The organism is Thalassobacter sp. 16PALIMAR09, from assembly GCF_000765485.1.
Classification (GTDB): Bacteria; Pseudomonadota; Alphaproteobacteria; order Rhodobacterales; family Rhodobacteraceae; genus Thalassobacter; species Thalassobacter stenotrophicus.
In genome coordinates, this window is the sequence record NZ_JHAK01000010.1 from 27,676 (window position 1) to 52,260 (window position 24,585).

The window sequence follows — 24,585 nt, forward strand, 5'->3', positions numbered from 1 at the left end:
TCGGGTGGGGGTCTGGCAGCGATCAACTTCTATGCAGGTCTAGATCTGCAAGACATCGCAACCTCGGAGCTGACCAAAGACACCTTTGGGAACGTGACCAACGTCGATTGGATAAGCGATGGTCGTATCCGTGGCAGTGAAATGGCCACGATGTTCGAGTATGAAGGCGGCGGTTTCAAAAATCTGTTCAATATTACGATGGGCGCGGATTTCGTCGCCGGCATCTTTGTTGAACTGGATCTTTTTCTAACCACCATCACCTTGTTTGAGGCGGAGCTGTTCCGCATCAATCTATTCAACTTGGAATATAACGCACCACGTGTGCAGCCCTACCTTGCAACCAAGCAAGGCGACACCCTGCATCTGAACATGGGTAGCCGCGCCGAGCTGCGCAAATATTTCAACACGACCGATGGTGGTGAGAACGTTGTTCTTTCCGGCAGTGGTGGCACGGTGAACGTCGAATTTGACGGTTGGTACCAGAGCTATTCCGGCGTGCGCAAAGTTGTGGCCAATTTTGGCGACGGGGATGATAGCATTGACTTGACCCGTTTGCGCGATGTGACCGTTGATATCGACGGTGGCGCGGGCAAGGATCAGTTCTGGGCGCGCCACGGCGGCGGTACGCTGCGGGGCGGCGGCGACGCCGATACCATTCAGATCGGCTATTTTGAGGAGGGCGAAACCGGCACCGACTCCGACGGCAAGCCCACTTATTCTCCAGGCAACTTTGTCTCTGGGACCGGGACCAGCACCGGGTGGACGGTTGAGGGCGGCGACGGAGACGACCGCATTACCACCGCGCTTGGGAACGATACGATCAAGGGCGGGGCAGGCAACGACCGGATCAGCGCGGGCGGAGGTAACGACGAGCTGTGGGGCGGCACTGGGAACGACCGTCTTAGCGGTGGCGGCGGTTACGACACATACGTGTGGGAAGACAACTACGGTGAAGACCGGTTCTCTGATAGAGACGGCAATTCGGCGATCGACCTCTCGCGCGTCAGTGCCGGGATCTCGGCCACGATCACCAAGCGTTCAGTCAATATCATTGACAAAGGCACCGAAGAAGAAATCCGCATGTCCGGCGCGACCATCGACGACATCACCCTGACGTCGGCGAGCGACACAATCTACACCACCTCCTTCCCGGAGTGGGAGATCGACATCCGCGATACTGGCGGCGAAGACGATTACCATTTCCGCACCGCACGGGCGAGCGCATCCGGTGACACCGGCACCATCAACCTAATCGAGAGCGGTAGCGACTTTGACGAAATTATCGTTGAACAGGGCACCGCGCGCGCGACGAATGATGCGTTGCAACTGGGGCTTGGCCGTCTTGAGAACGGGCGCGAGGTTATCACCTACACCGATGGGGCCGTTGAACGCCTGACGCTGCTGGGTAAAGGCGGGGCATATGATGCTAACCGCATTGAATCCTTCGGCAAGGACGTACGCTTTGCCGCGCTGGACGATCAGACAGTGGTCAATCTTGGTCGCACTGAACTCCGCGCCATTGGTCGGACGATCTGGCAAGACAGCGAGCTTATGGCGAGCGGCGTGATCTACGAGTCCATCCGCGACATCGAGATTGACCACGACATAACCATTCTGAACGCAGGCATGTCACAGTCCAAAATGCTTGACATGCGAACCTATGGTGACCGCTCGGACATCATCCTGCGGGCGGATATCTCGTCTTCGAACGACATGACCAAGAACACGCTCGGTGATGCGTGGATGCGGTTCCAGGTGGCCGATGGCAGCTTTATTAACGACACTGGTGTGAAGATCGCCGGTGCCGATGCCTATGTCATGATCAAGGCCAAGAACGCGGTGGGGTCCGTTTCGAAACCGATCCAGACGCGTGTTGCCGAACTGACGGTTGCAACCGCCAAACATGGCGTGGGCGACGTGATCTTCGTTGAAGATGACGATCTGACTTTGGTGGAAGAGCGGGCGCTCTTTAGCATCGAGAACCCGGGCTATGTGCTGGATCAAACCCCGCCTGACAGCCAGTGGGAATCCGAGGTTAAGTGGGTTTTTGATACGGCCGAAGGTGCCGACGAATGGCGCGATCTGTTGCAGATGAACCGGGCAAACATCCGCGATGATGTGGCCATTGAAGTCGCTCACGGTGATCTGTCTATCGACATTCTGATTGACGACGGCCTTTTGAAGCTGGAGGCGGGCTATGTCCGTGTGCTGGAAGATGACCGGGACATCACCTTCACGGTCGATGATATGGACATGGTCAGCGGCCAGAGCCGTCTGGTGGGCGCAGGGCTGCTGACGCTGCGCACTCAGAAACTGGTGTCTGACTACTTTATGGGCACCGCCGCCGAAGATGTGAGCGGTGAGGATTGGTTTGAAGACGAAGCACGCCAGTCGTCCCTGCCGGGCTTCTACTTCTCGTCACGTGATATTGCTGCGATCGCGGATGGGTTCGACCAAATCCACATCGGCCGCAGTGACTATCAAAACATGATGCGCCTAGGGGACATAAAAGTCGCCGAGACGGTAAAAATGTCCGGCAACCTGCGCGATGACACCACCCGTGTGGCGAGCTGGCGGGACGAGACGTTCCTGTACACCGACCGCATGAGTGTTCAGGGCGACGTTCAGGCCCCAGACGATATCTTGCATATAAATGCTCGCCTTCTGGCGGTTGAACCCAAAAACCTGCACGACCCCGATGGTTTGCCGGACTCCGGTCTGTTCGCCCGTGAACTGGACATCAACGTGGGTCGTCAGGCGGTTATTTCCGGTTGGCTGAAGGCGACTGACCTCATCACTTTGGATGTCTGGCAGGACACAGGCTCGGTCTTCCACAATGATGACTATATTACGCCGGTCTATAATGATCTGGCAGGCTCGCTGGGTCTGAAAATTGACTCGACTGCACTGCTGACAACGTCGGCGGATGCGTCAAACATAAACATCTATTCGCAAGCGGCTATTGAGACCGCCGGCCAGATCGAAGTCAAAGGCGATGGGTCCACCATTGATGTCGCCGCCGATGGCCCGATGATCCTGGTCCAGTTTTCACGCGTGTTTGCCGAAGGCGACAATTCCACCGTGCGCATGGTCTCTCAGGATGTGCTTTCGGTGAACTCTGGCACCTCCATGCGCGTGGGCGTCAAGAATACACCCGTGTATGCCGATATCTCGGGTATCGTGACCGACAGCGGCTTGGGCACCATGACAACCTCGGACGGTATCTGGTCCTTTACGCTGGATTCTGCGGCAGTGGCCGATATGCAGATCGGGGATACGGCAACCGACAGCTACACATTTACCTCCGAAGAAGGCGTCCAGAAAACTGTCGATATCAATATCGAGATGACGGCAAATGGCGCAGTGGTTGAAGAATCGTCGGGCGTCTTGTTCGATGCGCTCGGCTTCTCCGGCCTAAACGGCCAAGTTTATCTGGAATCTCAAGGGGCTATGCTGCTGGGTGGCGCGATTTCGACGTCGGGTGACCTCGTAATCTCGTCCAAAGAACAAATGTACGATGGGCAGATTTTCGGGGCTCGCAAACTCCCAGACGGGAGCGAAAACCCCGACTATTATCCGCGCTACAACATCTTCAACAAATCCGCTTATTTCGCGGGCATCGCCGACGCAACGCCAGACCATTATCTGGCGCGGCGCGACGACAATGGCGACCTTTATGCGCAAGGCTACGGTTTGCTCGTCACCGGCCAGATCGTCAGCCTTGGCGAAAACAAGTCGCTGACCCTGCGATCGGATCAGGAAGTCATTGTTCGGGGCATTGTAGAGGCCCGTGGCGCAGGAGCCGAGGTCACACTTCAGTCGGATGAGTTCCTCTACGTTGAGGCATTTGTGACGGCGAAAGAGGGCCTAAACCTCTACGGTGGTGTGGACGTGAACGGCAATGCACTGACGTCAGGCGGCGCGACGGCAGACAGCCGCGGTTCGTCTATCTACGTAGCCGCAAACGGCACGATCCGTACCGAAAATGCGGATGGTGATATCCATGTGAAAGGCGCGCAAGACGTTGATATCTTTGGCGCGCTGGTTGCTGGCGGCGAGATCGGTGAAACGGGCGTTACCTTTGCGCTAGAAGACGGAAATGGCGCGTCCGATATTTTGGTTGAGGCCGGTCAACAAATCCGCCTAGAATCCGGCCTATTGGCCAGCGGTGACGTCACCGTTGTGGGCGGCACACCCGGCGGGGACGATCATTGGACCGGCGCGGACATGATCACCGCCCCGGCAGAGAATCCGAACCTGATTTCGGTGTTGATCAATTCGTCCGGTGGTATCACCGCGTTCGGGCTGGGTGCAGACGGGCGTGGCTCGACGGTCAGCGTTACCGGAGATCAGCGGATTGAGATCATGGGGACCGTCACATCGGGCGGCCGTCTTGTGCAGGAATTCGGGCCGCTCGATCCAGACGACATTTACGGTGAATACGTGATGCTGTCCCAGACCGTGGATTGGTCTGGCCGCGACAGCACCGTCTACCTGGAAAGCGAAGGCCGCATTTACATCGGCGGGCGAACGCTGAACGAAGCGGGTGAACAGATCGAAACCGGCGGCTATATTAACGCCAGCGAAGCGATCATCGCGCGGGGTGGCTTTGATGCAGAAACCGGCTTTGGGATGTTGGTTCATGCCGCGTCCGAATTGGTGGTGGAAGGTCGTTGGGATTACGACGCCGACAATGTCCGCAGCCGCGCCCCCGGTGAGAGCTATTCTGATGGGTTGATCGACCTGTACGGTGTGGGCGACGTGGATATGCGCGGGACGCTGGTTTCAGGCGGTCGCAGCGACATGCAAATTGATGCAGTCGGCAAATACATCGGCCGCGATTTGGTTAACTACGATGTAGACTCGGTGATCAAGGTACGCGCCGACCGTCAGTTGCTCATCCACACAGATATCAGCGCAGGCAAGCAGGTCGATTTGATCGGCGGCGTCGATGCTCGTGAAACAGCCGATATCAGCGTTAGCGTGGCTGGGGGCGCGGTTGTGTTTACCATCGTCAACCCGGGCCTCGGCTATGACAATCGGGTCACGTTCGCGTTGACCGACGGCACCACGACCAAGGACGCCACGGCGACGTTGGATGCCGACGGTCGTATAACCGCCATGGACGTGGATGCGTCTGGCCTTGACCTGACCGCTCCGCTAACTCTGACCTCGGACGGGGACAAGTTTTATGGTCGTGGTCTCTCGTTGTTGGGTTCGGCACAAATTTTGACCCTTCGCGATAACGCAGAAATCAACCTGAACGCGCCGGGCCGAGTGGATATCCTGCCGCCGGGCGATGTGCAGGAATTGGTTCTGTCCGGCTGGGCTTATCGCGCCGATGGGAAGCTGGTTCCCGCGGTTGGCGATGCAGTTGGCAACAACGACCTGACCGTGCTGGTCCAGATCGACAAGCTGCGCTACACTGTCGAGGCGGCAATCAGCTTGACTGAGGCCGAGACCGCCGATTTCACGACCATAAGTCAGTTGACTGGTCTGATGAACACCAAGCTCGCGACTGCCGATTGGGTGGTTGTCCAGTCCGATGCGCCTGAGACTGGCGTCACCCCGCAGTTGAACACTGTCTATCGTGGTTTTGAGGCGATGCGCGTGATAGACGAGCGCGATCCCTCTGACCAGGTGCCAGACATTGCGGCCAAGCTGCGTGATGGCCATATTCGATTTACCTCGCCTTTCGAGGTCAGTGTCGTGCAGACGTCGGATGTTGCCGCAGGCGCGACCGTGCACACTGTCATAACCGCGGCCGGAGAAGATTTGACCGATGCTGCCATCGGCAGCGCGATAAGCGGCCATACTAATGAAAACGCCGATCTTTTAGGTGTTGCCTTCACCGCCGACGCTTACGGGGCGCAGACAAACGGCGCGGGCAACGTGGTAAAAGTAACCTCGTCCCAGCGTTTCTCGATAGATGCGCCAGGGCAGGGTTCGCTGATCAACATCGGTGCACCTCAGGGAGATAACGGCAAGCTATACATCGCGGGCAAAATTCGCGCCTACAGCTCTGTCGTGCTGAACACCGGAAACGCCGAAGCTGGCGAAGGCGTCGATCTGGCAGCGACCGGTGTGCTGGAAACTCTGGATGGTGACATCACCTTCGATCTCAGCTCACAGGCTCTGTTGCAGGGTGACATCATTGCGCGTGGCGCGGGCCGTGATGTGGACCTGAAGGCGTTGGGGCAATTGCGCATCCAAGGTCTGATCCAAGCCGATGATGCGGTCACCCTGACCGGTGGTGTCGATGCTCGTTCCTTGTGGATCGACAACACCGCGACCGTGCGCGCGGCGGATGCCGGCGGCTCAATTACGCTGGCGGGCCCGAACGAAGTCTTCGTTGATGGAACGGTTGAGACCTTGCGGGACGATCAGACCATCTCCATCGGTTCCACTCAGGGGACCGTGACGCTGAACGAGGCGTCGGGCCGCATCAATGCCGCGGGTCAGTTGGATATCTGGGGCATCGTTCTCGATTTGCAGGGGCCCATCACCAGTACCTTCAATTCCGGCACCGCCACGCACGAAGTCCGTTTGGACGCAGTGGACAGCATAGTTTTCGGTACCGATCTAACAGGTCACAGCGACGCCAAAGTGCTGATTACCTATGGCGCAGCGATGACGATGGTTGATGCCAGCATGGACGTTGGCAATGTGACCATTAATGGTGGTCATCTTGTCATGGGTGCCGTCGTGGAAAATGTGCGGCGCGGTGCTAACCTGATGGCGGCCCATAGCGTGAATGTCGACCTTTGGGGGGACCTGACCCTTGAGTCAGCAGCACGGATAGCGACATCTGACGCGGACTCGACCATTACAATTGAGGTCACGGGGCTTGACACCATCGGCACCATTCATGCCGGTGCCACCATCGACGGTGGCGTTCTGACCGCTACGGGTGATCGTGCGGATGTGTCGATCACAGTGGCCGATCAATTATCAATGGGCACGCGTGCAGCGGACGGCGTGGCATTTGGGGGCCAAATTCGAGCCACGGGTGACATTACCTTGAACGGCGGTGCGGGATACGGGGATCCTTCGTATCCGGGCACCGGGCTGTGGGTCGATGCGCGATCAACTGTTGAGTCGGTGAATGTGGCGGGCGATGCGTCTGGCACCATCACCCTCAACAGCCAGCGAAACATGGTGCTGAACGGCTTTGTCCTCGCAAAAGACGCGGGCGGTGTGGTTGACATCAACACTGGAAAAGAAGCCAATATCAGCGGTGCGATCACAGGTCATACCGAGGTGAATATCAGCGGGGGGCAAACAGATTCCTTCGGCTTCTCGGTTCTGACGTCCGAGCTTATCTATCGAATGAACCAAGCAGTTCTGGATGCAGATGGCGTAGAAGTCATCGCGGCAGACACGTATTTCGTCGATGAAAACGGTTATCTCATGGGCAGTGATCTGCTCGGGGTCGTTGATAACTCCGGTGCGTGGATCCAAGAGACCGCCAATGCCGAAGGCGCGATTGTGGCAGCTGTCTTGGCGGCAGGAGCCACGGCATCGGTCGGCACAGAGGCTGTCGGTACGCCGGTGCGTATCACCGGCGCGGTGATCGATACCGGCCTTGGCGGCACCATCCGGATCGAGGGCACGGGCCTGCTTGATCTGAATGGGAACATTGGTCAGGCAAATGGCTCTGGCAGTGCAAACACCGCCACGATTGAAATCGAAAGCCTTGACAGTGCGCAGATGATGATCCGCGCAGACGTCAATGCATCCGATCTGATCGACATTTCCGGTCAGGATCTGAACCTTATCGAAGGGGCGTTGGTCAAGACGTGGGACACTGGATCTCGTGTCAATGTGATTGCCGACGGCAACGTCCTGATCCAATCGCAGCAACTGTCGGACAGCGCTCTGACCAATGCCAAAATTTCTTCCGCAGGAAGCGTGCATGTGCGGGCTGATGGTACGGTTTATGTGGCGGGTGACATATTCGCGGAGGACACGGTTTGGGCGAACGCGTCGCGGGATGTGTCTGTGTACGGCTCGATTAAGAGCGGCGAAGGCAACACCGCAGGTAAGCTCCATGTGCGGGCCGGGATTTCCACAACAGTCGTAGATGCGACCGCAGCCAGCGCGACCGTTGCAGCGGACAGTTTGGGCAGCGGTTCGATCTACGTTTTGGGAGAGGCGAACATCCAGTCTGACGGCACCGTTCAACTGGAGGCCGGAACCGATGTTTTCCTCGATGCGTCGGCCTCTAGCAGTGCGGGCACGCGCAAGGTTCTGACGCCAACCTTCCGGACCGAGACGATAACCTACGACAAGCTCACAGGGTACAATCAGGAAGTTGCAGGCGTGGTAGACGTGCCTGTGGTGAAATGGGTTGAAACGACGATAACCGAGCAAGAAGGTTTGGAGTCGGTCAAGGTGGGCTATGAGTTTACCACGATGAACGTAAACCTCACGCAGCTTGGATACTTCAACGGCACAACTCACCGAGAATATTTTATCGAAGGTGTGGACTACCTGAACCGCGCGGTTCCAGTTGACTCAACCGACAATAAGGTGGCGCAGTACGGCAATATCCCGGTAATTGACTGGGCGAGTTTTGGCTTGTCGGTGCCAGAGCAAGACATTCTAGAGAAAGATGGCGTTTATAAGGAATACCGTCAGAAAACCTTTGGTCAGCTGCTAGGCGCGCATCGCGAGGCCGTATTGCAGACCATCGGATACAAGCCGGTTTATAAATTCGAAGCTAGCGAGCTTAAAATTCATCGTGTGATTAACGGCAATCCCACTGTCGACGTTTGGCGGCCCGAATGGACCCGTCCGCTGGCCGCGGGGGAGACCCGCCTGACGCATCGCGTGAACTTGCCGGTGGATGGTATCAGCGACATCTGGATTGAGCTGCCTGTCGGTGCCGAAGAAGATTTGGCCCGCGTCGTAACCACAGGCGCTGGGCTTTTGAGCCCCGAAGTGGTCGGCACCCGTTTTGATACAGCGGAAGCCTACTACGATAAGATCAAGTCGGATTGGGAGAAGGAGTTCCGGGGGGCTTATGAGCGGTTAGCTGATCCGAACGAAGGTCATAGGAAATCGACCAACACAGTTGACTATGATGGCATGGATCACACCTGGCAGGTCGTGTTCGATGGGGGGCAAAGCACCAATCGTGTGGCGGGCGAAACGGCAGCGGGCAACGTGGCCTATCGCACCTTTAAACTGACCGATGGCACCACCGCCGAGCGCTACTATATTCCCGGTTGGGCACAACAAGCGAGCCCGCTGACGCAGAGTGAAATCAATGCGCTAAGCGAAGGCAATGTGGGGCGCGACTATTTGGGTCGCCGTGTTGTTGCGCCTGAAGGTTTCTTGCGCTCTGGCAATTTGACGTCCGATCTACAGATGCTGGGCCGCGCCAATGCCAGCGACGTGCGCAACGTCGGTGTTGATTACAACTGGGTTCACAAGCAGTACAACTTGTCGTCGTTCCGCGCGGACCACGTTTGGGCAGCGAACAACTATACGCTTGCCAACGCCACTAATTCTACGCAGGCGCACGCAATTGATGCCGTCGTCAATAACGGCCAGTCTTACTGGTTCGGGATGGTCAATGACGAGTATCATCGTATTATGTACGACGTTAAGTATAACCAGAGCCAACCTGGTGCGATTGCGAACAGCTTTTGGGCGGGCAGAACGTATCGCTTTAGCGGTTATGAGAGCCATTACAGAAACTGGAACCCCGGCGAACCGAACGAATGGGATTATCGCGAACATCCGATCCAGGGTTACACCCAAGGTGGCCTTGACCGCTGGAACGACTTGCCGCCTTGGTCGCGCCTCCAATTTGTCTATGAAACGGGGAATTACTGGAAGTCTACAGTTGAGACCGAGGATTACGTCGATTACACGGCCGAGTGGAAGTCAAAAGAGCATCAAGTCACTGATACTCGCGGTTTCTTGCAGTTCCAGTGGGTGTCCAACGACCAGTCGGTTTTCCAGAACCGTCCCAAGTTCCGCACGTTTGATCTGCAAACCAAAGTCGTCGAGACCGCCAAGGAAACCGTTTATCGCGATGTGGCGCAGTACACATCCGCTACCAAGGACATCACGGTTCGCGTCATGTCTGATGGTGTGGGATCGTTCTCGACATATAGTGACGCAATCATCGAAGCTGCCAAGCTGAACATTCATTCGGGCCGTGATGCGATTGTCTCAGGGCTTGTATCGACGACAGGTGACATGAACGTGACCTCGGCGCGCGACTGGTCGCTCGCCTCCACGCGGACACAGCTTGTTGACGGGCAGACCTTGCCCGCAGCTACCTCCGAGCTTCAGATTGGCAACAAGCTGAACATCAATGCGGCGCGGATCAGTACCTTCGACGAGGCGTCGCTGATCACTTCGGCGGGCGATGTCAGCATAACCACCGGCGCTGATTTTACCCACAAGGGTGAATTGACTTCTGACGGTGACATCACCATCAACGCCGGTGATCAACTGACCGTGCGGGGCAAGCTGCACGCGGTCGACATCACCCTGAACGCGGGTACGGATGGCACGGGTGGCGTTCTGACCGCGGTGACAACGGACATCCGGGCCAGCTCCGATGGTGAGTTGGGTGATCTAATGGTGACCGCTGGGACCACGTCGGGCAACATCACCTTTACCGATAGTAATATCTACGTGAACCGTGTGATGACGCTGAACGCTGCGGCGGGCGGTGTGTTCTCAAGCGGTGACAACGTCCAATTGCGCAGTAAGGATGCTGTGCTGAGCGCGGCCAGCCATATCCGCAGCGATGTGACGGGCACCTCAGGGGCGTTCAAGATCCACACCGAAACGCTGGACGCAGAGGTGACTGGAGACGGTGAAATCTGGCTCGATAACGTCGCGATGACGGTATACGCGCCGGAAACCGACACTGCGGCGGTTCTGGAAGCCGACCTGCTCGTTAAGCGCGCCGTCACGGCGGCGGGGAACATCCGCTTGAACGCCGATGGCAACGTCACCGCTGATCTGGTGCGCGCGGGCAGCCTGGCGGGCACCTTGCACAATGTGGCTATCAGCACACCGCTCAGCATGGGCGACGTGCGTGATGAGGCTGGTGTCGCTCGGCGTATGATCACCTTTGACGAGGTGTACGGCGCGGATGTCACCCTGACGGCTGGCACCTCGGTCGATCAGACGGCAGGGAGCGTTCTTCAGGCCGAGCTGCTGACGTTGAGCGTCAATGAGGCGGTCACTCTGGGCGGTTTGGACGTCGACACGCTGGATGTAGTGACACATCGCCCAGGGGACATCTCCCTTACGACGACCGGCACCGGCGACCTATTGGTGCAACGCCTGGTCAGCCAGGACGGTCTGATCGACCTCAACAGCGCGCGTAATCTTGTGTTGGCAACCCGCGCTCAGGTGGGGGCCGATATCACCAGCGGTATTGTCGCTGGTCGTAGTGTGGATCGCACCACGCCCCAGGGCGGCGGTTTGTCCGATCTAGACACCGACGGCTCAGGCAATATCGAGTTGGACGAGCTGCCGCTGGATGTTCGACTGGTCACGGCCGGCCATGTCCGGTCTCTGGGCGCAGGTCCGCAGATCAGCGTGGACACCGATCAGGGCGGCGCGGTTGAAATCATCGCGGCCACAGGTATCGATGCAGTTTTGGATATCGCCGAACTGCGCAAGGCAGAGACCACAAGCGGTGATTTGACGCTAAAGATCTCGGCGAACTCCGATGTGGATGCTATCCTGCTCAGCGACATTCGTGCGGATGACGGGAGTATCGCGATCACCTCTGCCGAGGCGGCGGAGGTTGTGAGCATGTCTGCTGCCCTGACCGGCGATGTCTCGATGAGCACGCTGACTGGTGATCTTGCTTATCGTGCGACCACGGATGGCGGCCTTTACGAAGTGCGTAGTGCCAACGGCGACGTGCAGGGTTCGGGCTATGCTCAGAACCTGACTTTCACCGCGGCCAACACGCTGGATATCGGCGCAGGTATCTGGCTGGATGCCCAGAACGTCGTCCGCTTTGAGAGCGGTGCAGATTTCCAGATCCCAACCACACAGGCCTACACCGCCCATACCCTAGAGGTGTTCTCGTCCCAGAACATCGTGGCTAACGAACGTGTGAGCGTCGGAACAGATGCACAAGATACCCGGATCGAAATTGGGTCTGGCGGGAACATCACGCTCTCGTCTCCGCTCAGCACCCGTACGGGCGGCGCGGTGGACCAGATCACGCTGAACGCGACCGGCGATGTGGCTCGCCAGATTCAGGCCAAGTCCGAAGTGGGCGGTCTGCGTGTGGTAACCGGGGCCTCGGGCGAGGACTACTTGGAAGGCACGTTGCCTACGGGTGATGCCGCCCTTGGGGTCTACGAAGCTTCGGGCAGCTATTTCACCGACCGCGTGGTTGCGGGCGGTACGACCTACTACATCTACGACGCTGCGTTCTTCAGCCTCGACAGATTCCCGGCAATGACGGACGAGCAGAAGAGGGCCTACAACTTTACCTATTCGGTGGACACGACCATATCTGGCCCAATCCTGTCATCGACCGAGGACGGCGTGAACGCCAGCCTTTACAAGATCGACGTGGACGGGACGACAGGTGCCCTGGGGGTAGGGGATGAAATTGTCCTGACGTCCTCCGAGGCGAATGTACCACCCGCCAAATCCGTTCAGCTGCGCGATCGCGCCACCGCAGAGATCACTCAGCTTGTGACTGCCGAGCGCGCCTCGATGACGCTATCGGATTTGACGGCTAATGGCACGGTACAGCTGCAACTGCGTGACACCACGGGTGGTTGGGCCACGGTTTCGGCGGCGGTCACGATCGCCGATCTATCTTCCTTAGCAACGGCGATCAACGCGGTCTCTGGAGAAACGGCGATATCCGCCGTCATTGAAAATGGCGACATCGTGCTCAGCCGCGCGGATAACAAGGCGATCGAGGTCAAGGGCTATACACATACGCCCGCCGCTACCCTTACCCCAGGGGTCACGCAATTGGCAGTCGATCTGGTTAGCGGCGATATGACCGTAGCGGGCAGCCATATGGAGAGCACAACTCTCAGCAGTAGCACGCAAACCCTTGCCGCGACTGCAGTCACGCCCAAGCTGGTGGATCAATTCGCCAGTAGGGTAACGCTTTATCAGGCGCAGACGCCCTACAACCTGATCACGATCAATGCCCTCAGCCCCGAAGGCACCACGACCGGCGATGTTGAACTGGTCGCGGGCCAAGATATCGATCTGGACCGTGTCAGCATTAACGCCACCGGCACCGTGGACATTACGACAACCGCCGGCGCGCAAGCTGACTTTGTTCTGACGCTCGAAGATGCGTCCGGACGGGTGTACGCGCACAAGGTTCTGGGTGAGAACGATGTGTCAGGTGCCCTGTTCTTCGATCCAGCGACTGTTGTTGCCGGCACTCACAGCGTGCGCAGCGTATTGCGCGATCTGGACGGGAATATCTCCTTCTCCAGCGGCTATGCGACGATCACCGGCAACAGTGGCATTTCGGCGAGCCAAACCGCGTCTATTCCGACTATGAACGTTCCTGGCGTCACGGTGGGGTCAACTCAGACCGTAACGGATGCGCAGCCGATCCTGTCGGGCGCTGGCGCGACCCCTTGGACACTGGTTGAGCTGTATGACGGCACCGACACCCTATTGACCAAGGTGCGCGCAGATCAAACTGGTAACTGGACCGCGACCTTGCCCGTAATGGCAGAGGGTGCGCAGTCGATCTACGCTAAGAACTTGACGGATACGGGCGTGCGGAGCGCAGCCTCCGCATCGGTTGATTTCAGCATTGATACTTTGCCGCCAGCGGCACCTATCATTGAAGCCTCAACTGGCAGTGCCGTCACGGGTACATCTGCCGCTGCCGCAGGGGCGATCGTTAAGCTGTATCTGGTCGATGACCTTGAGGCTGCGTTGGGCGACGTTTCCGGGGCCGTGAATGGCGATGGTAGCTGGAGTGTCCCCTTTGATGAGGCAGCTCTGCTGGCTGAAAACACTCTGGCGGACGGGGCCAACGCGTTGGTGGCCCGCGTCACCGATGCCAGCGGTAACACCTCTGGTGTTTCGGGTATCTTCAGTCTGGTTATCGGTCAGGTTGCCGCGCCGACCCTAAGCCTCGATACGCCTGCCGATGCAAACGTGAGCATCAACACCCTGCACGAGGGTTATTTGCTGACCGGGCAGGTAGATGCAGGTAGCGTCGTGACCGTTAGCGCCAGCCAAGAGACAACCACGAACCCTGCGCATACTGCATGGGTAGAAGGGGGCAACTGGTACTATGTCCTGCAAAGCTCCGATCTGACGGGCTTTGCCGATGACACGTTCACCGTAACAGTGAGCGCGGTCGACCCCCTTGGCGGCGGCAGTGCAGCAGTCGCGACCCAGACCACTGATCTTTCGCTAAGCCTAACGGCCCCCGATATTGCGTTGACCGGTGTCTTCAATGTCGTCAGCGGAAATGATCTAGCTCTCGGCGGGACCGTGACCGCTGCAAACGTGAACGCGGGCGATGTCGTGCTGAAAGGCACCGCAACCGCCGGATCTACCGTCGATATCCTTTTGCCCAACGGCGACCTCCTTGCGCAGAATGTCTCGCTGGACGGCACCAACTGGCGCCACACAATGACGCAGGGCAACTTTGAGGCCATCGGCAACGGCGAAACGAACCTACGGTATCGGGCGACCCTCGCTGGCAACGAACAGATTGCCAGCGCAGTGATCAACATGCAGGTCGTCCAGCCTGCGGCGCCTTCGTTGCAGCGTGTGAACGATGACACCGGTGCGGGTGACTATATTACACAAGACAATGATGGCCTTACCCTATTTGGTCTGTCCGAGCCGGGTAGCACCCTTACGCTGGCCTATCGTTTGGCCGGTGAAACTGGTAATGGCACGGCGATTTCTTCGGTTCAAATCACCAACCCAATCACCGGCGCATGGACCGCACAGCTGCCGCAGATCACCAATGCAGGTAGCAATGACGGCGCAATCGAGCTGTTGATGATTGCCACTAAGGACGGCATTCCTTCGACACAAAGCATTGCAAATATCATCATCGATACCGAAGCGCCCGACGCACCCGTGATCAACGTCGCGGCAGAGACGTCGGCCCGCCCTGTGTTCTACGGCGATGCCCAAGCGGATGGTTTCATGGCGATCTATGATGCGTCGGATGACCGCATTTTGGATACGGTGCGCGTGGATAGTGACGGCACTTGGCTGTGGACCCCTGACGAGGCGTGGCGCCCCGACGTAGCGCGTACGATTTACGCGACGGTGCGCGACGAGGCCGGTAACGTGTCGGCACAATCGCTCCAAAAAACGGTTACGCCAGAGGCGGCCGCTGTCTCTATGACGCTGAAGCCGATCACCGGCGACGATATCATCTCGACGACCGATGCGTCCGGCGCGATCACGATTTCGGGGACCACCAGCGGTCTGGCGATTTATCTGGGCGTTGAAGGTAGCACTGTCACCGAAACCGTTAACTTGGGGCAGGCCTTGTCGGGCGCGACCATTGATAATGGCGGCAAAGGTTTCGCTGACGGCGCAGCTGTGACCTTCGTGACTCCGGCTGGTGGCGTTGCCGCGACCGGTACGGCTGTCGTGACGGATGGCGTGCTAACAGGGGTCGCCTTGGCCGATGGCGGTTCGGGCTATATGGTTGCGCCGCAACTCACGGTAAGTGCAAATGGCGTGACCCCGACGGCCACGGCAACTGTCAACGGCGGCGCGGTCGACGCGCTGACCCTGACCGAAGCAGGTAGTGGTTATTTGGCTGGAGTGACACCCTCGGTTACTATTTCAGCCCCTGATGGGGTGGATGCCGCCGCAACCGCAACGTGGAACACTGACGCCGACATCGATGCAGATTGGAACACCGCAAAAGACGCGGTTGAATTCACAATTAACACGGCCGGAACAGGATACGGCGCCGGAACCACGGTGACGGTGACCGATGGCACGAATTCTGTGACTGCAACCACGACCGTTGTGGCTGGTGAGATTACGGCCGTGACCCTTGGTAGCATTGGTGCCTTGGATGACACCCAGACGCTTTCGGTCTCTGCAATTACAGACGGCGCACGCGAAGCCGTTGCACTTACCATCGATACCGCCGGTTCGGGGTACAGCAGCGCGGTACAGGTCACGCTGGCCGACGGTGGCTCACCTGCGAACACTGTCACGCTAGATGCAGCGGATGTGACAATTGTAAACGGTGTGATCACGGGGCTGTCGACGGCAAATACGGATCTAAGCGGGCTGACCGACAAATCCTCGCTATCCATCAACATCGCGGAGCTCGCTGTCACGGCGACGGCGACTGTTGTGCGCGATGGTGCTGGGATCGGCAGTACCTTCACAATTACCGAAGGTGGCGCCCGCTATGCAACGGCACCTACGGTCACTATTGATGCGCCTGAACTGGTTGACGCTACTGTCACCGGCGTTTTGTCGACCGAACCACAGGATTATTCCGTCACGATGTCGGCTGCGATGCGGGCGGCCTTTGGGCGGGTCGAGACGCTCACCGTTTCCTCGGGTGGTGCGGGATATAGCCTGAACGAGACCGTGCGTCTCAACCTGAATAATGCTGACGATACTACAAAGCTGGACCTTGGCATAAATGACGGCACCGGATTGGGCGTCACGGCGGCCATCCCGGCGGCATCGACAGTCGCTGAAATCCAGACGATCTTGGACGCTGTTCAGGCTGACGTCTTTGTCGTGGCAGATGCTGATGTGGGCGCACGCTTCCGCGCAGATTGGTCTGGCGACGATGTTGTGTTTACCTCGGCCAACGGCGGCGCGGGCTACACCAGCACGCCGACAGTTACGATAACAGACGCGGAGGGAACGTCCGCGACAGCGACTGCTGTTCTCACCGACGGCGTCGTCACCGATATAACCTTGGCCGCCGGTCATGGGTTGACATCAGGTTCCGCACTGTCCGTGGAAATAGCGGCCCCGGCCACAACGGCTGGCATCTTTGATATCAGCTACGTCGGCGATCTTGGCCGCCAGGCGATCGAAACCGACATGAGCCTGTCGGTTGCGGGCAGCGCCAGCCTAAGCGTTGTGCGCCAAGGTGGCCAAACCCCGACCGTAACGCTCAGCGCGCCTGATGACGGTACAAACGGCCGTCAGGCCACTGCCGTTGCGGTCATCAATGACGATGGTGAGATCACAGGATTTACCGTCACCGATGCGGGAGCAGGGTACACCTCTGCGCCGACCGTCACAGTGTCAGGTGCCAACCCCACCGCGCTTGCACCTGTTGTGGTTACGACCTCGCTTGCGACGGAAACCGTTGTTACGGTCAGCGAAGAAACAGGCACTGACGAACAACAGACGATTAGTCTTAACGAGGTCACTTCAGGCACATATTCGGTTGCGTTGCAGGTGGACGGTACGATCTATCGTTCAAACCCGCTCAATTGGAACGACAGCGCAGCTGACATGCATGCCGTGCTGCTCGCAATGAATGTCCCCGGCGCGGATTATGACGTGCAGCTTGTGGACAGCGAGTATCAGATTACTTTCGAAGGTAGTTTGTCGGGTCGAAATCTTGCGACCATGACGCTCGACGCCAGCAACCTTGTCGGTGGCAATGCGGTTGTCTCTGAATCGGTCGCCGGCTCGAACGTGGCGACTGCGCAGGCAAATGAACAGCAACTGCTGGATATGCGTGGTGTGACCGGTGGCACCTTCACCCTGACATTCCCAGATGACTTGAGCTCCAGAAATCTGACTACAAATTCAATCACTTGGGATGCCAACGCGACACGCAGCGATCAGGCCAACGCGATGCAGACGGCTCTGAATGATCTGGGAGTCGGAGACAGCGGCACCGATGACTTTACCGTCGCCGAAGGCGCGTCGGACGGTCTGTTCACCATCACTTTCGGTGGTGATCTGGCGAACCGGAACGTACAGGTACTGCAGATCAATTCGGATCAACTGACGGGCGTTGGTCCGCGGATCGTAACGACGCAGGACGGTGTGTCGAACTCAACCCTGTCGCGGACCGTGACATGGGACCGTGCGGGCAGCGGTACGTACGATTCTTCGAACGTTGGCCCGTTGACCATTTCACAAGTTACGGGGTCCTCGGCCAATGCGACGGCACAATTGTTTGGTCAGGGCGATACCTTTGATACTGTGGAGTTGGTCAAAATCGACGCGGGACCAGAAGTTGTTTTGGGCACGACGACTGTCAGTGGCGCGGGTGAGTTTGGCTTTGTGCTCGATAACTACACGCTGGCTTCGGGTGAAACACTCAAGGTGCGCAGCACCAATAGCGCCTCGATTTCCGAGGCTGTGACCTACAACGCGGCGGCTCCGATGATTGGTGTCGAGACTGTTGCCGAAGACGATATCGTCAGCGTCACCGAACTGGACAAGGTCGTCGAGCTGCGCGGTATGGCAGGGTATGATGTGACGCAAGTTACATTGAATATGGCGGGCCTCTCTGCACCAATCAGCGTCGGCACTACCCCCACCGTCTCTGGCGAGATTCTGGCTGGCGAGGGGCAAATGGTGTGGCGGATCAAGCTGCCCCAGAGCGCGTTTGCGAGCCTGAGCAACGGTGAGCAGACGCTTGAGTTCACAGCGACCAATGGGTCCAGTGCGACAACGATTGCGCGTAAGGTGACCTTTGCAACAACTGCACCTACTGAAACGCCCGCATTTGGGCAGACCGGTGCGCAGCAAACGACGCTGACGACCACCAATCCACGCCCTGTTTTGGGCGGGTTTGGCGCCGGCGCCGGCGCCACGGTCGAGGTCTACGATCAGGATACTTACACGCTGATGGCCCGGGTCACAGCCGACGCGTCGGGCAATTGGAGCGTGGCCGAGTCCGATTACACGGATGTTCTGCCTGAGGGTGTCACGAACTTTATTGCCTTAACTCAGGACGCCTTTGGCAACTATGGCGCGTTGGACGCGAACAATAAACTTGAGATCAACGTGTCCCTTGGCGGTGTGAACGCGCCTAGAATTGTCGGCATCGACAACAATACAGGACGTCCCGACGACGCTGTGACCTCCGCTGCAACGCCGCAGATCCGCGGCTTTGCCGACGCAGGGGCGACGGTGGAGATTTTCGTAGACGGGGTTTCTGCCGGCAATACGGTAGCGGATGGGCTTGGTCATTGGCGCTACACACTGGGCAGTCAAACTGACGGCACCTACAGCATCACGGCCACGGCTAAGATCGAAGGGTTGACCTCTGACCAGTCAGCGGCATTCGACGTGACCGTCGACAGCAGTGTTTCGACCCCTGCGATTGATACGCTGGCTGCGCAATACGCGAACCCGCAGCCGACAATCTCGGGCACCGCCGAGGCGGGCACAATCGTGCGGCTCTACATGAAGCAAGGCGGCTCCAACGTGCTGTTGGGCGAAACCAGCGTGGTTCCGGCACCGGGTGCTGGCTCTTCGGGTACGTGGCGCATCACGCCGTCGATCATGCTGCCGGACGGGGCCAATCTGATCTTTGCCGAGGCCGTCGATAGCGCGGGCAACGTCAGCACAGCGACCGCTGATGCAACCTTGACAGTGGCTGCAGCGACCCCCGCCATGACCATGAGCAAGCTTACGGGTGACAATATCTTGACCTTGGCGGACCTGGAGCAGGGCGCCTTTGTAAGCGGCTATGTCGACCCTGGTTCGTCAGTCACTGTGTCGATTGTGGGCCGCGATTCGCTGGCTACGGTTCAGGGCAGTGGCCGCTGGTTCTATCAACTGACACAGGACGACTATGACGCGGTTGGCGTGGCCGACAACGTAACTGTCACGGCCACGGCAACAGGGGCCAACGGTACGACCACCACGGCCACACAGGTTGCAAATTTCCGCACGGAAAAAACCGCTATTCCGGCAAACCCCGTTCTGGAGGGCGGTCTTGTCAAAACCAGTGCAGGGCAAGCAGGCTCGGTCTTTGGTAAGGCGCAAATCAACGCGAACGCGCTGTCTATCAATTCTGCACAAGGCATCGATGTGCGGTCGAACGTCACCGTTGCAGATCTAAAAGCGGGCGGGTCCAACGTCTATTTGTCTAACGCAGGTGCTCTGGAACTCAACGCCGAGATGGCCTCTGGCGAAATGGCGATCCGTGCCGGTGGCACAATGGTCATCCATGACGCGCGCTTTACCTCGGACGTCGCGGGTAACGCGATGGAGTTCATGTCAGGCGATAGCGGCATTTGGAGTGGCGAAGAGGCCGCGCTGCGCAGTCGCTTGGCCAACCTCGGCCTGACGGGCTCAGAAATTGATGACGCTGTCGCGGAGCATAATTTCGTTCTGGATGGCGTTGACATGGGCCTGACCGGTGGCGTGCTGATCGACCTGATTGACGCAGGGACCGAGGGCGACGTGGTTATCAAGACCTCGGGTGATGTGCGCGAGGTTCTAAAAGACGATATGGGCGATATCCTGTTCGACCTGCCGCAATACGCCCCGGGTGAGTTACTGGGCCCACAAGGTACGATCAACAAAGAGCTGTCCACCGACGTCTATGCCAAGAGCTTTAGCGCCATTGGCCGCAACAATGCGTCCGCAGCGACAGCTTCGGCTGTAACCGCCGTTTCGCAGCTCGAATTCTCGGACGGGCTGAAAAGCTCGGGTGGCAACATATCGCTGGATTGGGCCGAGATGCCCACGCCTCTGATATTGGACAGCGACTCGGCTGGTGTGCGCGATGGCGTCTACGCTCTGGCGGGCTATTTCAGCACCAATGTTGACATCAGCTTTGCAGATGGTGTCATCGATGTTGTCGGGCTGTACGTGGATGTGCCCACGGCAAACGCCGGTACCGGTAATGTCACGTTGAACGCCAAAGAGGTGACGGTTGCCGGCACCATACGTGCCGAGGATGCAATATCAGTCACGGGCGGAACTGATGGCGTGCTGATCAGAGACGGGGCTTATCTGGCCTCTCAGACTGGCGACGCAATTTCGGTTCAAACAGGCTCTGCGGACATAACCATGCTCTCGGGGTCGGTTATCAAGACCATGGGTGCGACCACGCTGAACGCTACCTCTGGCAATGTGACCTTGGGTCGTATTCTCTCGGCCAACCCGGCACTTGACCTGACCGGCGGCGGAACAGCCCCGACTTCGGGGTCGATTACCGTGACCGCAGGCGGTCAGATTCTTGACGGCGACACGCGTTCCGTCAGCGGTGTCGAGGTTCCGAACATCGAAACCAATGGCGCTATCATTTTGTCCGGTGCCGGTGGTATCGGCGCAGAGGGCAACGGCATCGTCCTAAAATCCGATGTTGTGGACAGCCTTTCGGCTGGCACGGGCGATATCGTTGCGGATCTGACCACGATGTCGGGGGCCTCCGTCACGGTGAACGCATTGGATGCGGACGACGTAACACTTAGCACCGATGCTGCGCTGGAGGTCGGGACCACCGCCTCGGATACTGGTTTTGACATTGCAGGCGACTTCGCCCTGACTGTGGCATCGGGCAACTTGACCGATACCGCCACGCTGGCGGTAGACGGCACCACCACGCTGGACGTGGCGGGCAGTGTGATTATCGACAACGCGGCCACCGACCTGAACGGTGTGGTTGTGACTGGCGCGCAGAATGTCTCGCTTGTGGATGCGGATGATATCAGCCTTTCGGGCACCATCATCGGCAATCTTGACGTTGACGCCGAGGGCGCAATCTCGGTCGGGGCAACTACTGTTGGTGGCACCCTGACGCTGGACAGCGCAGGCACGCTGTCGGGCAATGGTCCGCTAGATGTGACTGGAACGTCGGCCCTGATCGCTTCGGGCGTGACGCTGGCGGGTCTGAACGACTTTGGCGGCGCTGTGGCGCTGACGGTCACTGGTGATACGGTTCTGAACGATGTGAACGGCCTGTCGGTGAGCGGCACCAACACCGGCGGGCTGACCCTGACGGCAGGCGGCGTCGCGGCGCTGGATACCCTTACCGTGGGCACCACCACCACTGCGGCGGCTCTGAGCGTCACCGCCGAGGGCGCGATCACTGATATTGCGGGTCTGATCACCGTTCACGGCACCAGCGCTCTGACCGCAGGCAGCGGCCAGAACATCGCCCTGAATAATGCAAACCACGTCTTCGACGGCGATGTACGGGCCGAGGGTGAGGATATCACTCTGACGGCAGCGGGCGATCTGGGCCTGACGGCGATTGCCGACGGCTCGGTCAATGTGACTTCGTCGGGTGAATTGCACCTGTTTGGTTCGGAGATTGATGACAACCTGATCATCGACACCGCTGGCGCGGATGTGGGCGCGAACTCGGTTGGCGGTTACATGCTGCTGAATACCACCGGCGCTGTTACCTCTTCGGGGGCGCTAGAGATAGGTCTGCACTCGACCATCGTGGCGGACGGTCAAACGGTCACGCTGGACGATGCGGGTAACGACTTCATCGGCGATGTACGGGTAACCTCCGCAGAGAACCTGACCATTAAAGACAAGAACGCTCTGGAAATCTCGGGCGTTGTTTCGGGCAGCCTGTCGTTGGAGACTGGCGACGCACTCACCCTGGGCAATCTGACGGTTGGTGCAGTTGGCACCAATGCGGGTGCACTCGACATCAGCGCCGGTGGCGATATGGCCCAGAACGCGGGGACCGATCTGTCAATCTATGGCACCACCACAGTTAACGGCGGCGCAAACGATGTGAATTTGAGTGCGGCGACCAACGACTTTATCGGTGCTGTGTCTGTGGTCAATGCAGCCTCGCTAGATCTGACCGACGCCAACAATCTGGTCCTTGGTCCTGTTGTGGTGAACGGTACCGAAACCACCGTTACAACCGGGGGCGAGGACGTCACCGTTCCAGCCACAACCATCACCCTGACCGGCAACTTGACCCAAAGCGCCGCAGAGAACGAGGAACTAATCATCACCGGTGGCCTAGCGGTCGACCTGAACGGTGGTAGCCTTACCTTGAATAATGACAAGAACGAGATCGGTGGTCAGGTCTCGATCCTTGGGGCTCAAGACGTCACCATCGCATCGGCCAAGTCTTTGCACTTGGTCGCAGCGGAGGTTCAGGGGGATCTGAACATCAGCTCGGCTGGTCGCATATTCAATGCCACAGGCTGGACCGTTGGTGGGACCACCGTCATTGATGCCGCTGGCCAGGATGTTGTTTTGCCTGCGGACCACAATTTCACCGGGCCGATCACGGTGATTGCGCGTAACCTGACCATTAATGATGTCGATGACGTCCAGTTTGCAGACCTAACCCTGAGCGGGAACCTGACGGTTACTGCGGCCGGTAATATCTCGGCCAGCGGTGTGGTCTCCGTTGCCGGGCGCACCGACCTGACTGCGGGTGGCAATACCGCAACCGTCACCATGTCACATGCCGCAAACAACTTTGGCGGCTCGGTCAGTGTTGCAAATGTCGGCAATGTGACCCTCGCCGATGCGAACGCTCTGATTCTTGGGCAGCAGACCGTCGCGGGCAATTTAGACATCACAGCCGGAGGCCATGTGAGTGACAGCGGCGCGGTGAAGGTGTCGGGCACGACCGAGATCACCGCGACTGGCTATAATGTCGTACTGGATGGGGCGGGCCATGACTTTGTCGGTGCGATTTCGATTGAGGCGCATAACAGTACGTTGCGCGATGAGACCGCACTAACGCTGGGCACCGTTGATCTCTCCGGGACAATGGCGTTTTTCGCACAAGGCGATGTGTCTGGTACGGCTGTCGTGACAGTGGACGGCTCCGCGCTGATCAATGCGGGCAACCACGACATCACGCTTGCCAACAGCGCCAACGACTTTGGCGGATTGACCAGCTTGCAGCGTGTGAACGATGTGACGCTAGTAGACAGCAACGCCTTGGCTCTCAGTGGTCGTGCGACTGGTGTCGATGCTGACCTGACCGTGACGGCAGGTGGGGCCCTGATCCTAAGCGATGGCGTTTCCACAACGGGCAACCTGAACCTGACTGCGGCTGGCGTTAGCTTCGGCGAGACCGTGGTAGAGGGCGACCTGACCGTTCAATCGAGCGGCGCAGATATTACCCAGCGTCAGTTGGCTGCTTCCACCATCGATAGCACTCTGCGGGTGGCGGGTGATGTTGATGTGACTGCTGCCAACGTGGTGCTCGATCATGTGAACGCATTTGACGGCGCAGTGTCGCTGACCACCTCAGGCAATGTGACACTGGCCGCAGAGGGTGCGATTGCGTTTGGCGTTTCTTCGATCGCTGGGGATCTGGCCGCAACCAGCGTCAGCGGTATGACGCAAAGCGGCGCAATTGCCGTAACCGGTGCAACAACGCTTAGCACCGGGTTCGACGCTGACATGTTGCTGGGCAACGTGGGCAACGATTTTGGCGGTCTGTTGCGTGTCGCCGATGGTCGTGACGTCGTTGTCACGGATGCCTCAGCCGTCGCTATTGCGGGAACGACGCTGCGCAATCTGACCGCAACCGCTGGTGGCGCGTTGAGTGTTGGCGCGTTGACCGTTGGTAACGATCTGAGCCTGACGGGCAACACGATCGCTAATACGTCCACGGACATTCTTGCCGTAACCGGCGAAACGACCATGGCGGCTACGGGCACC

At 58.5% G+C, this 24,585-nt stretch carries 1 protein-coding gene (only partly in view); it reads left to right on the forward strand.

The whole window is internal to an Ig-like domain-containing protein gene (locus tag PM04_RS15425) on the forward strand: the coding sequence, 55,767 nt in all, runs 24,036 nt past the left edge and 7,146 nt past the right edge, and what appears here is coding positions 24,037–48,621 — codons 8,013 (complete) to 16,207 (complete); the first complete codon in view begins at position 1. The start codon and the stop codon both lie outside this window.